The following is a 14,138-nucleotide window of genomic DNA, read 5'->3' as shown; positions in this document are numbered from 1 at the left end:
ACCAGGTCCGTCCCCCCGGCGAAGCATGGGGGAGGTGAGCTATCTGTGTCTGCCGCATCTGAACGGCGAACTGCTGTGCTTCGTGGCCGAGGACGACCTCTGGCTGGCCCCCCTCGACGGCCCGGGCCGCGCCTGGCGGCTCACCGTCGACCGCACCAAGACCGGCCACCCCCGCTTCTCGCCCGACGGCCGCCACCTCGCGTACACGAGCTGGCGCAGCCTGGCCCCGGAGATCCACCTGGTACCGGTCGACGGCGGGCCGGGGAGACAGCTCACGCACTGGGGGTCCCCGGACACCCAGGTGTGCGGCTGGACCCCGGACGGGCAGATCCTCGCCGTCGCCTCGCACGGCGAGCCCTTCTCGTACTTCACCTGGGCCTACAAGGTCCACCTCGACGGCGACCCCGGCCGCAAGCTGCCCTGGGGGCCGGTCTCCGACATCCAGGTCGCCGACGTCGACGGGCAGCACAAGACCCTGCTCCTGACCGGCACCCCGCCGCACGAACCGGCCGCCTGGAAGCGCTACCGGGGCGGCGCCATGGGCCGCCTGTGGCTGCACGGGGAGCGGCTGCTCGCCGACCTCCCGGGGCACTTGCACTCCCCCATGTTCGTCGGTGGCCGCATCGCCTTCCTCTCCGACCACGAGGGCGTCGGCAACCTCTACTCCTGCGCCTACGACGGCTCCGACCTGCGCCGCCACACCGACCACGACGCCTTCTACGCCCGGCACGCCTCCAGTGACGGCACACGGGTGGTGTACCAGTGCGCGGGCGACCTGTGGATCGTCGACGACCTCGCCGCGGACTCGGTCCCGCGCCGGCTCGACGTCCGGATCGGCGGGCCGCGCGCGGGCCGCCGTACGTACCAGGTGCCGGCGACCCAGCACGTCGACGGCCTCTCGGTCGACGAGACGGGCCGCGCGAGCGCCGTCGTCGTACGCGGCAGCCTGTACTGGCTGACCCACCGCGACGGCCCCGCCCGCACCCTCATCGACACCCCCGGCGTACGGGTCCGGCTCCCGGAGATGCTCGGCTCGGGCGGCCAGGTCGCCTACGTCACGGACGCGGAGGGCGAGGACGCGATCGAGATCGCCTATCTGCCGCGGGCGACGGGCGACCGTGCGCCTCGGCGGCTTGCGTCGGGCGAGCTGGGGCGGGTCCTGGAGCTGGTCTCCGATCCGGAGGGGGAACGGCTCGCCATCGCCTCGCACGACGGACGGCTGCTGCTGATCGACGCTACGGAGGACGCGGGCGGCGAGGTGACCGAGCTGATCCGGTCGATCAACGGGCCCGTGCGCGACCTGGCCTTCTCGCCGGACGGGGCCTGGCTGACGTGGTCGCATCCGGGGATCGGGAGGTCGCTCAGGCAGATCAAGATGGCCCGGATGAAGGACCGGTCGATCGTCGACGTGACGAACGGCCGCTTCGAGGACGAGAACCCGGTGTTCACGCGGGACGGCCGCTATCTGGCGTTCCTGTCGTGGCGCGGCTTCGACCCGGTGTACGACGTACACACGGGGGACCTGTCCTTCCCGCTCGGCTGCCGGCCGTACCTGGTGCCGTTGTCGTCGGCCACCCCCTCCCCCTTCGCGCTGAACCCGGAGGGCCGCCCGGCCGCCGGGGGCCTGGACCCGGTGGAGGAGGACGAGGGCGGCGACGGCACGGTGACCGTCGAAGTGGAGGGCCTGGCCAGCCGGGTGACGCCCTTCCCGGTCGCCGCCTCCAAGTACTCGGCGCTGTTCCCGGTCGCGGGCGGCGGACTGGTCTGGCTGCGCTGGCCGATCTCCGGCGCGCTCGGCGAGACGTTCGTGAACCCGGACGACACCAGCGGCCGGCCGACCCTCGAACACTTCAACATCAGCAAGGCGAAGAAGGCCGAACTCGTCGAGCACCTGGACTGGTTCGCGGTCAGCGGCGACGGTACGCGGCTGGTGGTCGTGGACGAGGGCGACCTGCGCGCGGTGCCGTCCAACGAACTGGGCGACCCCGACACGACGGTCTGGATCGACCTGCGCCGCCTCCTGCACCGGGTCGACCCGGCCGCCGAGTGGCGCCAGGCGTACGAGGAGGCCGGGCGGCTCATCCGGGCGTACTTCTGGGAGCCGGGGATGTGCGGGATCGACTGGGACGCGGTGCTCGCCCAGTACCGCCCGCTGGTCGAACGGGTCGCGTCCCCGGACGAGTTCGCGGACCTGCTGCGCGAGGTGCTCGGCGAGCTGGGCACCTCGCACGCGTACGTCGCCGCCGCCCGCCGCAACGAGGGCCCGCCGCACTACCAGCGCCGGCAGGGCCTGCTCGGCGCCAACTTCGTCCGCCGCGAGGAGGGTTGGGTCGTCAAGCGGATCCTGCCCGGCGAGTCCTCCGACTCCAAGGCCCGCTCCCCGCTGGCCGGCACGGGCATCCGGGAGGGGGCGGTGCTCACCCATGTCGACGGCCGGCCGGTGGATCCGGTGGCGGGCCCGTATCCGCTGCTGGCGGGGGCGGGCGGTACGACGGTGGAGCTGACGTTCACACCGGCGGAGGGGGAGGGCGGGGCGCGCCGCGTGGCTGTCGTCCCGTTGGTCGACGAGCGCCCTCTGCGCTACCAGGACTGGGTGGCCAAACGCCGGGCCGTGGTACGGGAGTTGAGCGGCGGCCGGTGCGGCTATCTGCACATCCCCGACATGGGGGGCTCGGGCTGGGCGCAGTTCAACCGGGACCTGCGCATGGAGGTGTCCCGGCCCGCGCTGATCGTGGACGTGCGGGGCAACGCGGGCGGCCACATCAGCGAGTTGGTGGTGGAGAAGCTGACCCGCACGATCCTGGGCTGGGACCTGACCCGCGACGCGCAGCCGGTGTCGTACGCCTCGAACGCGCCGCGCGGCCCGGTGGTCGCGCTGGCCGACGAGGCGACGTCCTCGGACGGCGACATGATCACCGCCGCCTTCAAGCTGCTGAAACTCGGCCCGGTGGTCGGTCAGCGGACCTGGGGCGGAGTGGTCGGCATGACCGGCCGCCACCAACTGGGCGACGGCACGGTGATCACGGTGCCGATGAACGCGGCCTGGTTCGACGCGTACGGCTGGTCCGTGGAGAACCACGGCGTCCTCCCCGACCTGGAGGTCCTGCGCACCCCCCTGGACTGGGCGGAGGGGCGGCACGCGCAGTTGGCCGACGCGGTACAGCTGGCGTTGGACCTCCTGGAGACCAATCCCCCGGCGACGCCTCCGGATTACCGACACGTACCGGACCGTTCAAGGCCGAAGTTGCCGCCGCGCACATGAGATCCCGGTACGTGAGAAAGGGTGCCCCCGGTGGAGGGGCACCCTTTCTGCTCAGGCCGGAGCGTCAGGCGTCATAGTCCTGGCTGAAACGGTCCTCTTCCTCCCGCCGAAGCCGCTCCGTCTCCTCGTCACGGTCCCGCATGCGCTCGCCCTGCTTGCCGCGCTCCTGGCCCGGCTTGCCGCGCTGCTGAGCCTGCTCGCGGGCCTGCTGCGCCTTCTCCTTGGCCTGCTGCTGCCACTGTTCGGACTTGTCCTGGAACTGGTCCTTCATACCCATGTGGGTTCACTCCCGTAGTGGGTCGGGGATCGGCCCCTCCAGTGGGGCCTCGACCAGATTCACACGGCCGGACACAGTGCGCATTTCGATCAACTACGGTGCGTAGCACGGGCCTCCTCATCCGCCGCCCCACCTGCACCGACGAGTCCCGTCCGCATGCCCTCCAACCGGGACGCGAACCGCCGCATCTCGCGCTGCCCCACCGTCCCGATGAGACCCGGCAGATACCCGCGCACCCCCTGCATCCCGCGCAGCCACCACTGCCCGTACACATGGCTCGACCGCCGCTCGATCCCGGCCACGATCCGGTCCACCGCCGGCCCCAGCGGATAGGTCTTGTTGGACGGCCACGGCAGCCGCTGCCGCAGCTCCCGCATCACCTCGTCCTGATCGGCCCCGCGCACCATGTCCGTGTCGGTCCACGACAGATACCCGACCCCGACCCGCACGCCCTTGTACCCGACCTCGGCCCGCAGACTGTGCGCGTACGCCTCCACGCCCGACTTGGACGCGCAGTACGCGGTCATCATCGGCGCCGGAGTGATGGCGGCGAGGGACGCGATCTGGAGCAAGTACCCCCGGCTCTCCATCAGCACCGGCAGAAACGCCCGGGCCGTCACCGCCGACCCGATCAGATTGACCTCGATCACCCGCCGCCAGGCCTCCGGATCGGAGTCCACGAACGGCCCGCCGGTGGCCACGCCCGCGTTGGCGACGACGATGTCGACCTTCCCGAACCGCTCCTTGACCTCCCGCGCGACCCGGGCCATCGCCTCGTGGTCGGTGACGTCGGCATACCAGTGGTCGCTGTCGCCGTGCAGCCGCTCACAGACCCGCTTGAGCGCGTCCGGCTCCAGCCCGACCAACGCCACCGCCGCCCCGCGCGCCGACATCTTGCGGGCCAGCAACTCCCCCACGCCCCGCGCCGCTCCGGTGACGACGGCGACCTGCCCTTCGAGACTCGCCCTGCTCACGCGCTCACCTCCGCGGCCTTCTGCGGCACGGGGACCCGCAGGACGTCGTACTCCCCCAGGTCCACCCGCCGCGTCGCCCGCCGGAACTCGGTCGTCGTCCCCGGCCAGATGGTGGTGTTGCGGCCGTTCGCGTCCAGGTACCAGCTCGTGCAGCCGCCGGTGTTCCACACCGTGCGCCGCATGCGCTCCTGCACCCGTCGGTTCCAGGCGCGCAAGGCGCCCGGGCGGGCGTCGAGCGCGACCCGGCCGCCGAGGACGCCGAGTTGCCGTACGAAGTCGGCCATGTAGTTCAGCTGGGACTCGATGATGAGGATCATCGAGGAGTTCCCGAGGCCGGTGTTGGGCCCGATGATGGTCAGCCAGTTGGGGAATCCGGGCATCGAGGCTCCCCGCAGCGCCTCCATCCCGCCGCCCCGCGCCCAGGACTCGGCGAGCGTCCGCCCCTCCGCGCCCACCACCCGATCGGCGATCGGCATGTCCGTGACGTGGAAGCCCGTACCGAACACGATCGCGTCGACCTCGGCCGCACTCCCGTCGGCGGCGACCACCGTCGAACCGCGGACCTCGCTCAGCCCGCTCGCGACCACGTCGACATTCGGCCGGGCGAGCGCCGGGTAGTAGTCGCTGGACAGCAGGATCCGCTTGCAGCCGATGCGGTAGTCGGGGGTGAGTTCGGCGCGCAGGGCCGGGTCCTTGATGGAGCGGGCCATGTGACGCTTGGCCAACTGCTCGACCAGACCGAGCTCGCCCGGGCGCTTGGTGAACGCCTGCACCTGCAACTCCCGGATGCCCCACAGCAGTCCCCGGCGGAGCTGGGCGGTGAAGGGCAGGGCCCGGTGCAGGGCGCGCTCGGCGCCGCTGATGGGGCGGTCGACGCGGGGCATCACCCACGGCGGGGTGCGCTGGAAGAGGGTGAGTCGGTCCACGAGGGGCTGGATGGCGGGCACGATCTGGATCGCGGACGCGCCCGTGCCGACCATCGCGACCCGCTTGCCGCGCAGGTCGTAGTCGTGGTCCCAGCGGGCGGAGTGGAACACCTTGCCCGGGAAGGAGTCCAGCCCCGGGATGTCCGGGATCTTCGGGTCGGACAGCGGCCCGGTGGCGGAGACGACGACGTCCGCGGAGAGCGAGCCCCTGGTCGTCTCGATGTCCCAGCACAGCCTCTCGCCGTCCCAAGTCATCGTCTTCACTTCGGAGTCGAAGCGAATGTGGGGCCGGAGCCGGAACACGTCCGCCACGTGCTCCAGGTACGCGCGGATGTGCCGCTGCCCGGAGAAGGTGCGCGGCCACTCCGCATGGGGCGCGAAGGAGAACGAGTACAGATGGGACGGCACGTCACAGGCGCACCCCGGATAACTGTTGTCCCGCCAGGTCCCGCCGACACTGTCCGCCCGCTCCAGGACGACGAAGTCGGTGACACCCTCGCGTCGCAGCCGTACGGCGGCCCCCAGCCCGCCGAACCCGGACCCGATCACCGCCACCCGCACATGCTCGGTCATCCCGTGGCCTCCTTGCCCCGACGACTCCGCCAGTGAACACTGGCGCAATGGGAGGTTAGAGCAGCTCCGTACCGATGGGTAGGGGACGTGCGAGGAAAACGGGCGAGGAAAGTTACCGAGGGTACGACATAGGGTGCGGGCGTGGCAGACAAGCGTGAATACCGCATGGAGGAGCTGGCCAGGGAGGCCGGGATCACGGTCCGCACCCTGCGCTTCTACCGCGAGCGCAAGCTGATCCGGCCGCCGCGCCGAGAGGGCCGTATCGCCTGGTACGACGACAGCCACCTGGCCCGCCTGCGCACCATCTCCGCGCTGCTGGAACGCGGCCACACCCTGAGCGGCATCGCCGAACTGGCGGAAGCCTTCGAGCACGGCCGCAACGTCGGTGAACTCCTCGGCGTCGGCACCCCCACCGAGGAGGAACCGGTCCGCCTCACCCCCGAGGAACTCGCCGCCCGCTTCGAGGGCGAGGTCACCCCCGAGAACTTCTCCGCCGCCCTGGACCTCGGCTACCTCGCCACCGACGGCGATGAGATCGTCCACATCAGCCGCCGCCTCCTCGACGTCTCCTCGGCCCTGGTCCGCGAGGGCATCCCGCTGGCGGAGGTCCTGGCGGCGGGCAAACACGTCCGCGCACACGCCGACGCGCTCGCCGACCTCTTCGCCGACCTGATCCTGCGCCACGGCCCCGAGGAGGACCTCCAGCGGCTACGACCGCTGGCTCAGAGCGTGGTGGAGGCGGAACTGTCGCTGGCGCTGGACCGGCGGTCGCGCAAGCAGGGTCAGCGGTTGTAGACGACGGTCACCGGGGCGTGGTCGGACCACCGCTCGGCGTGCGTCGCCGCCCGCTCCACGTAGCCCTTGACGGCCTTGGCCGCCAGACCTGGCGTCGAGACGTGGTAGTCGATGCGCCATCCGGTGTCTCGGTCAAAGGCCTGCCCCCTGTAAGACCACCAGGTGTACGGCCCCTCCACCTCCGGATGCAGCCCCCGCACGACATCGACGTAACCGCCCTCCGCCGCGTCGAACACCCGCCCCATCCACTCTCGTTCCTCCGGCAGGAAGCCGGAGTTCTTCTGGTTGCCGCGCCAGTTCTTCAGGTCGGCCTGCTGGTGGGCGATGTTCCAGTCGCCGCAGACGAGGACCTCACGGCCGTCGGCGGCGGAGCGTTCGCGCAGTTCCTTGAGGTGCGCGAGGAACTCGGCCATGAAGCGGACCTTCTCGTCCTGCCGCTCGGTGCCGACCTCGCCGGAGGGCAGGTAGAGGGAGGCGACCGTGACGCCGGGCAGGTCGGCCTCGACGTAGCGGCCGCTGGTGTCGAACTCCGACGAGCCGAAGCCGACTTGGACGCGGTCGGGTTCGCGGCGGGTGTAGAGGGAGACGCCGGCGCGGCCCTTGGCGGCGGCCGGAGCGTGCACGACGTGCCAGCCGTCGGGTGTGCGGACGTGCTCGGGCAGTTGCTGCGGCTCGGCGCGCACCTCCTGGAGGCAGAGCACATCGGCGGAGGTGTCGGCGAGCCACTCCACGAAGCCCTTCTTCGCGGCGGCGCGCAACCCGTTTACGTTGACGGAGGTCACAGTGAGCACCCGGGCACGATACCGGCACACTGGACGGAGCCCCGCTCCGGATGGGAATTCATATACGGTGTCCAGTATGAATATACGACGGGTCTCTTTCGACCACCCCGACGCCGTCAAGCTCAACGACCAGGTCCAGGCCGAGTACCACGTCCGCTACGGCGACGGCGGCGATGCCACACCCTTGGACCCGTCGGACTTCGACCCGCCGAACGGCGTGTATCTCATCGCGTACGACGACAACGACACTCCCGTCGCCACCGGCGGCTGGCGCTCCCAGGACTCCAACGGCGAGGGCAACCTGGACGGGGACGCCGAGCTGAAGCGGATGTACGTCGTCGACGCGATGCGCGGCCGCGGCATGGCCCGCCGCATGCTGGCCGAGCTGGAGGAGGACGCCCGCGCGGCCGGCCGCAGACGCATGGTGCTGGAGACCGGCACCGAGCAGCCGGAGGCCATCGCCCTGTACACCTCCAGCGGCTACGAGCCGTGCGTCAAATTCGGCTACTACCGGTTCCACGAGGCGAGCCGGTGCTACGCCAAGGCGTTGTGAGGATCGGTCCCGCCGCTCGGAATCCGCGATCCAACACCCCAGCCATCAGGCGTCGTTAAGCTGCTGGCACATCGGAGCACGCCGCAGGAAGGTTGGTATGGGGGAAAGGCTGCGACTCGCCGACGTCGAGCACATTCCGACGGACGAGCTCGAACTGCTGATCACCGACAGCTTCGACAATCTCGTCACCGTTGCCGTCGCGGAGGCCACCAACGGCTTCATCCCGCAACGCACCCGCCGCCTACTACGGAAGGCGGAGTGGCGGCTGGACTGGCAGGACGCGCTGCTGTGCGCCGCCGGAGAACTCCAGGTCGCCGCCGAACGGATGCGCTACACCGGCGATCCCCGTTTGGACGCCACCGAGCACCGTCTGCACCGCGTCCGCGTACGCAGGAACGAGGCCAGTGTGCTGGCCAAGAAGTTGCGCCGCAACGACTTCCACAACAGCACCGAACGCAAGAGCGAGACGAACTCCCACCGCACCGCCCTGGGTTGGCTGCGGAACGCGTTCCCGGACGAGTACGCCGAACTTCTCGAGCAGGAGCAGTCCTGCCGGGGCCTGGGCGACGCACCCGAGAAACCCTCGTTCCGCGACGTGCACGAGCAGATCGAGCATGCCTGTGCCAACGGCCTGATCACCGCGCCGCGCTCCCCCGACGTCGAGGCACTGCTCGCGGCCCACGACGACACCGTACGGCTCGCCGCGGCAGAGGACGCCAAGAACCAGGAAGACCGCACCATGGCCCTGCGCCATCCGCTCCTCCTGCGCCGCTGGGAGAACGCTCTGCGAGAGCTGGGGAACATGACCGTGGAAAGGGCTCGCGCGCAAACCCCACACGCGTTGGGAGCACTACCGGACGACTTCTACACACTTCCGCGGGAGGAAGCGATCGGCGTGCTCAACGCGCGGCGCTTCCTGGCGGCGATCCAGCAGCGGCGCTTGGAGTACAAGCGGTGCGTCCGCCAGATCACGCAGTTGCTGCGTACGCGGGAGCGCGAAAGCCCGCACGCGATCGCCCACGCCGAAGCCAAGGCGGCAGCCGTCCGGCGCCTTGAGGAAAGGCACCAGTCCGAGTACGCCTTCATTCGCGCCGAACTGCGCCCGTACGAAGAGCACGACGGCTTTCTGCCCAGGGCGCTCGTCAGCAGTCCGCAGCGCGCCGAGATCAAGCGCCGCGTCCTGGCGTCCCTGGCAGACGGCACGTGGACACGGTCGGCGCCGTCGGCGCTCGCGCCCTGATCGCGTTGGGCGGCAAAAAAGATCCCGCCCGATCAACCGATCGGGCGGGATCTCGTCAACTGCCCAGGGTTTCCCCGGGGAGTTGTTGCGGTGGACCTGTGGGGATTTGAACCCCAGACCCCCTCGATGCGAACGAGGTGCGCTACCAGACTGCGCCACAGGCCCTTGCAACGAGTGAAACTCTAGCATCCCCGTCCGGGTGCTTGGAAATCCGTTCCCGGCTGGTCAGGGGCGGGGGTCACTGGGGTGCCTGGGGTCACTCGTTGGCGGCCCGTGGCCGGTCCCCGTCCTCGTACTGGTCGAAGAGGGGTGTGCGACCGCGTTCACGGGCGCGGCGGGCGGAGGCGGCGCGGCGGGCGTCGCTGCGTCCGTCCGCCGCCGGTTTGTCCTCCGTGCCGTCCATGCCGGCCGACGGCTCCTCCGCGCCCCCGTCCCGGGCGGTGTGGTGCGCCTCCTGCTCGGGCGCTACGGCACTGGAGCGCGCCGAGCTCCACGCGTCCGGCGCCCCCAGATCCACGTCGGCGGTGGCGCGGGGGGCGACCGGCGCGGTCACGTACGTCGGCAGCGGCACCGGTACCGGGTCCCAGCTGTCGCCGTGGCCCGGTCGTTGCTGCCGCTCGCGCTGCTGGTCGACCCACTCCGCGTGGTCGGTCTGCTCGACGAGGGCGCGGCGGTCCGCGGCGAGCGCCGACAGGCCTGGGTCCGTCTCCGGCTCGGGTCCCTCGTCCGGTTCGTCGGTGTCCGCGCCCGCGTCGAGGGAGCCGCGCCGGCGCGGCTGGCGGGCGCGTTCGCGCAGTCGCTGGGCGGCGGCCTCGGCGCGGCGCCGGTCCATCTGGTAGGCGAAGCGCCGGCGTTCCTGGGAGCGCAGGTAGGCGATGTACGCGCTGAGCAGCACGGCGGGCACTCCGGGCGCCCACAGGAACGCGAGCCCGCCGACCGCGGCGACGACCGCGCCGAGGGTGAAGGCGAAGAAGAGCATGATCGTGGTACGCCGACGGCGCGCGAGCGCCTTCGTACGCCGGGCGCGCGCCGCGGCCGCCTCCGCCGCTGCCGTGCGCCGGGCGGGCGACATCCGCTTCTGCGCCGGTGCGGAACCGGACTCGCCCGGGGTGCCCGCGTCGAGGGGGCGTGCGGCCGCCTCTTCCCGCTCACGGACGGATTCCCGTGACTCACGTGACTCACGAGATTCCCGTACCGGCTCACGGACCGGTTCGCGCACCTGTTCCGACCGCCCGGAAGCCTGCGGTTGCGCCGCCGCCCGTGTCTGAGGACGCGCCGGAGGCATGGCGAAAGCCCGGACGTCCACCGAATCGGTGACCGCGCCCGGGTCGTCGGCGCTGGGCTCCTCCTCGTCGGTGGAGCGCGCGCGCAGGTCCTTGGCGTATCGGCGCTCCATCCCCGCCCTTCCGGACAGCAGCCGGATGGCGGTGCTGAAGCGTTCCGTCGGACGGGCCTCGTTCAGCTCGTCCTGCCTACGGAGCCACATCGGCACCAAGTAGGCGGCCCAGGCCCCGACAATGACTGCGTAGATGAGGCCGCTGCTGCTCACGCCTCACACGGTAGAGGGGTTTGCGTGAGGCCATCCGCCAATTGAGCCGGTGTGTCGCACGATCTGGCTGATATTTCGAGCTTTTTTTGTGACCGATGCGATCAGCAGGGCGACCGATGTCGCGAATTCAATGTCCCGAGATGGTCATCGGGCGATCAATTTCGAACGTTTATTCAATTCCTCGGTGGAGTGTTACCGGGCGCCGAGGGCGCGCCCGGGGACGAGGTGTTCTGCGAACGTGACCGGTGCCAACGCCTCAGCAACCCGTCCGGGACCTCTTCCGCGGTGAGCGCGAAGACCAGGTGGTCGCGCCACGCTCCGTCGATGTGGAGATAGCGCGGCCTGAGCCCCTCCTGGCGGAATCCGAGTTTCTCCACGACCCGGCGGCTGGGCATGTTCTCGGGGCGAATGCAGACCTCGATGCGGTGCAGACCCACGGTCCGGAAGCAGTGGTCCACCGCGAGTGCCACGGCCGTCGGCATCACGCCCCGTCCGGCCACCGCCTCGTCCACCCAGTAACCGACGTGGCCCGAGCACATCGAGCCCCAGGTGATTCCGGCGACCGTCAGCTGCCCCACCAGCCGCCCCTGGTACTCGATGACGAACGGCAGCATCCGGCCCGCGTTCGCCTCGGACCGCAGATGCCTCACCATCTGGCGGTAGGTCGGCCGGTGCGCGATGGGCCCGCTGGGCGTGGGCGGCGGAATGGTCGCCTCCCAGGGCCGCAGCCAGTCCCGGTTGCGCCGGTTGACCTCGCGCCAGGCCCGCTGGTCGCGCATCTTTATCGGCCGGAGGACGACATCGCCGTCCGCCAGTACGACGGGCCAGGATGGGGTGTTCAGCTCGCACCCCCACTACTGCCGTCGGGTCTGGGGTGGTCACCGCCGCGGAGCTGGTCCACGGCGTGCGCCAACAGGGGCTCAAGGACGGCCAGTCCGTCCTTCACCCCGCCGCTTGAGCCCGGCAGATTGACGATCAGCGTCCGCCCCGCCACTCCGGCCAGGCCCCGGGAGAGCGCCGCGGTCGGCACCTTCTGGCGTCCGAACGCCCGGATGGCCTCGGCGATGCCCGGCACCTCGTGGTCGATCACCCGGCGGGTCGCCTCGGGCGTGCGGTCGGTGGGCGAGATGCCGGTGCCGCCGGTGGTGACGACGACGTCGTATCCCGCGTCGACGGCGGCGCGCAGGGCGGCCTCCACGGGATCTCCGTCGGGGACGACCTGCGGTCCTTCGACGGTGAACCCCATGCTGGTGAGGCCCTTGGCTATCAGCGGGCCGCCCTTGTCCTCGTACACGCCGGCGGCGGCCCGGTTGGAGGCCGTGACCACAAGAGCGCGATACGTCATGCCCGGCTCCAGTCGCCCGACTTGCCGCCCGTCTTCTCCTCGACCCGAACGTCCGTGATGACCGCTCCCTTGTCGACCGCCTTGACCATGTCGATCACGGTGAGCGCGGCGACGGAGACCGCGGTGAGGGCCTCCATCTCGACGCCCGTGCGGTCCGTCGTCTTCACCGTGGCCAGGATCTCCACGGCGTCGTCGGCGACCCGCAGGTCCAGTTTCACACCCGACACCGACAACGGATGGCACAGCGGGATCAGGTCCGGCGTGCGCTTGGCGCCCATGATGCCCGCGATCCGTGCGGTGGCGAGGGCGTCACCCTTGGGAACCCCTTCGCCGCGCAGCAGCTCGATCACGCGGGGTGAGACCAGGACGCGGCCGCTGGCGCGGGCGGTGCGCGCGGTCACATCCTTGCCGGATACGTCGACCATGCGGGCGGCGCCCGCGTCGTCGATGTGGGTCAGTCGGTCCTGCGTACTCATGGTGGTGGTGCTCCCGGTCCCGGCCTGTTGTGCGCGACACGGTACCGCCAACCAGGAGTACTCAGCCGAGCAGGACCACCTCGACCTCGGCGCCGGGCTCGACGGCTTCGACGTCCTCGGGGACGACGATCAGCGCGTCGGCGTGCGCGAGGGCGGCGACCAGGTGGGAGCCGGCGCCGCCGACCGGGGTGACCGAGCCGTCGGCGTACGTCGCGCGCAGGAACTGTCTGCGGCCCTTCGGCGAGGTCAGCGCCTTGTCGGCGGTCAGGGTCGCGGTCGTCCGCGGGCGATGGACGTCCTGAAGGCCCATGAGGGTGCGGATCGCCGGCCGTACGAACAGCTCGAAGGAGACGTACGACGACACGGGGTTGCCCGGCAGGGCGAGCAGCGGTGTGTGGTCCGGGCCGATGGAGCCGAAGCCCTGGGGCTTGCCGGGCTGCATGGCCAGCTTGCGGAACTCGATACCGCTGCCGGCCTCGTCCTCGTCGCCGACGTAGGACAGCGCCTCCTTGACGACGTCGTAGGCGCCGACGCTCACGCCGCCCGTGGTGACCATGAGGTCGGCGCGGACGAGCTGGTCCTCGATGGTGGACCTCAGGGTCTCGGCGTCGTCGGCGACGGCGCCCACCCGGTAGGCGATGGCGCCGGCGTCGCGGGCGGCCGCGGTGAGGGCGAAGCTGTTGGAGTCGTAGATCTGGCCGCTGCCGAGGTCCTCGCCGGGCTGGACGAGTTCGCTGCCGGTGGACATGACCACCACGCGAGGGCGCGGGCGCACGCGTACCGTGCCGCGGCCGATCGCGGCGAGCAGGGCGATCTGCGGCGGGCCGAGGACCGTACCGGCCTCGAGGGCGCGGTCGCCGGACTTGACGTCGCTGCCCTTCGCGCGCACGTGCGCGCGTGCCTCGGCCGGCCGGTACACGTGCACATGGCCCTCGGCGCCCTCGGGGGCGAGCGCGCGGGCGCGCATCCCGGACACGGGGCCCTCGCCGAGGCCGCCGTCGGTCCACTCGACGGGGACGACGGTCTCGGCGCCGGGCGGCAGCGGGGCGCCGGTCATGATGCGGGCGGCCTGGCCGGGGCCCACGTGGAGCAGGTCGGCCTGGCCTGCGGCGACGTCCCCGACGACGTCCAGGACGGCCGGGAACTCCTCGCTCGCGCCCGCGACATCCGCGACCCGCACCGCGTAACCGTCCATGGAGCTGTTGTCGAACGGCGGCAGGGACACCGGCACCGTGACGTCCTCGACCAGGACGCAGCCCTGGGCGTCGAGCAGGTGCAGCTCGATGGGTTCCAGGGGGCGGACGGTCGCGAGGATGTCCTCCAGGTGCTCGTCCACCGTCCACAGCTGGTCCTGGCCTGTGGTGCGGGGCGCGGCGCTGCTCAAGT

13 protein-coding genes and 1 tRNA gene are annotated in these 14,138 nt (G+C 71.2%); 4 read left to right on the top strand and 10 right to left on the bottom strand.

Going from position 1 to position 14,138, the window contains the following annotated elements; all coding sequences use genetic code 11:
* Positions 1–34: 34 nt before the first annotated feature.
* Positions 35–3,262: a S41 family peptidase gene (locus CLM62_RS18430; protein ID WP_095751000.1), complete on the top strand. Its 3,228-nt coding sequence runs from the start codon at positions 35–37 to the stop codon at positions 3,260–3,262.
* A gap of 64 nt (positions 3,263–3,326) precedes the next feature.
* On the opposite strand, the gene CLM62_RS18425 is transcribed toward CLM62_RS18430, so the two are convergent.
* The 3 genes from CLM62_RS18425 to CLM62_RS18415 all read right to left on the bottom strand — a co-directional run bounded on the left by CLM62_RS18425 (position 3,327) and on the right by CLM62_RS18415 (position 6,012).
* Complete coding sequence (locus CLM62_RS18425) at positions 3,327–3,539, bottom strand: hypothetical protein (RefSeq protein WP_095750970.1); 213 nt, start codon at positions 3,537–3,539, stop codon at positions 3,327–3,329.
* A gap of 89 nt (positions 3,540–3,628) precedes the next feature.
* Positions 3,629–4,513: an SDR family oxidoreductase gene (locus CLM62_RS18420; protein WP_095750969.1), complete on the bottom strand. Its 885-nt coding sequence runs from the start codon at positions 4,511–4,513 to the stop codon at positions 3,629–3,631.
* The gene (locus tag CLM62_RS18415) at positions 4,510–6,012 is read right to left on the bottom strand and encodes an NAD(P)/FAD-dependent oxidoreductase (RefSeq protein ID WP_095750968.1); all 1,503 of its coding nucleotides are present in this window, start codon (positions 6,010–6,012) and stop codon (positions 4,510–4,512) included. Before CLM62_RS18415 ends, CLM62_RS18420 begins: the two co-directional genes overlap by 4 nt.
* A 141-nt stretch (positions 6,013–6,153) precedes the next feature.
* Here CLM62_RS18415 and CLM62_RS18410 point away from each other — a divergent pair, with 141 nt between their 5' ends.
* Positions 6,154–6,807 carry a MerR family transcriptional regulator gene (locus CLM62_RS18410; protein WP_095750967.1) on the top strand — a complete coding sequence of 218 codons (654 nt, stop codon included), beginning with the start codon at positions 6,154–6,156 and terminating at the stop codon, positions 6,805–6,807.
* On the opposite strand, the gene CLM62_RS18405 is transcribed toward CLM62_RS18410, so the two are convergent.
* Positions 6,795–7,598, bottom strand: a complete 804-nt coding sequence (locus tag CLM62_RS18405) for an exodeoxyribonuclease III (RefSeq protein WP_179382137.1) — start codon at positions 7,596–7,598, stop codon at positions 6,795–6,797. The two genes, CLM62_RS18410 and CLM62_RS18405, sit on opposite strands and share 13 nt — an antisense overlap.
* A gap of 67 nt (positions 7,599–7,665) precedes the next feature.
* Between CLM62_RS18405 and CLM62_RS18400 the strand changes: the two genes are divergently transcribed.
* Positions 7,666–8,142, top strand: a complete 477-nt coding sequence (locus CLM62_RS18400; protein WP_095750965.1) for a GNAT family N-acetyltransferase — start codon at positions 7,666–7,668, stop codon at positions 8,140–8,142.
* 97 nt (positions 8,143–8,239) lie between these two features.
* Complete coding sequence (locus CLM62_RS18395; RefSeq protein WP_095750964.1) at positions 8,240–9,382, top strand: hypothetical protein; 1,143 nt, start codon at positions 8,240–8,242, stop codon at positions 9,380–9,382.
* A gap of 91 nt (positions 9,383–9,473) precedes the next feature.
* Here the strand turns inward: CLM62_RS18395 and CLM62_RS18390 are convergent.
* The 6 genes from CLM62_RS18390 to glp form a co-directional block, all read right to left on the bottom strand.
* Positions 9,474–9,547 (bottom strand) — tRNA-Ala (locus tag CLM62_RS18390).
* Positions 9,548–9,638: 91 nt separating this feature from the next.
* Positions 9,639–10,931 (bottom strand): gephyrin-like molybdotransferase receptor GlpR, encoded by a 1,293-nt coding sequence (gene glpR, locus CLM62_RS18385; RefSeq protein WP_095750963.1) that lies wholly within the window; start codon positions 10,929–10,931, stop codon positions 9,639–9,641.
* A gap of 173 nt (positions 10,932–11,104) precedes the next feature.
* Positions 11,105–11,773 carry a GNAT family N-acetyltransferase gene (locus CLM62_RS18380; RefSeq protein WP_095750962.1) on the bottom strand — a complete coding sequence of 223 codons (669 nt, stop codon included), beginning with the start codon at positions 11,771–11,773 and terminating at the stop codon, positions 11,105–11,107.
* On the bottom strand, positions 11,770–12,276 hold the full coding sequence (locus tag CLM62_RS18375) for a molybdenum cofactor biosynthesis protein B (RefSeq protein ID WP_095750961.1): 507 nt from the start codon (positions 12,274–12,276) through the stop codon (positions 11,770–11,772). The genes CLM62_RS18380 and CLM62_RS18375 overlap by 4 nt, the downstream gene beginning before the upstream one ends.
* Positions 12,273–12,752, bottom strand: coding sequence for a cyclic pyranopterin monophosphate synthase MoaC (moaC, locus tag CLM62_RS18370; protein WP_095750960.1), 480 nt, complete (start codon positions 12,750–12,752; stop codon positions 12,273–12,275). Before moaC ends, CLM62_RS18375 begins: the two co-directional genes overlap by 4 nt.
* Before the next feature lie 61 nt (positions 12,753–12,813).
* Positions 12,814–14,136: a gephyrin-like molybdotransferase Glp gene (glp, locus tag CLM62_RS18365; protein WP_095750959.1), complete on the bottom strand. Its 1,323-nt coding sequence runs from the start codon at positions 14,134–14,136 to the stop codon at positions 12,814–12,816.
* Between the last annotated feature and the right edge of the window lie 2 nt (positions 14,137–14,138).

This window comes from Streptomyces sp. SA15 (genome assembly GCF_002291145.1).
Classification (GTDB): Bacteria; Actinomycetota; Actinomycetes; order Streptomycetales; family Streptomycetaceae; genus Streptomyces.
This window is presented reverse-complemented; position numbering and strand designations above follow the sequence as displayed.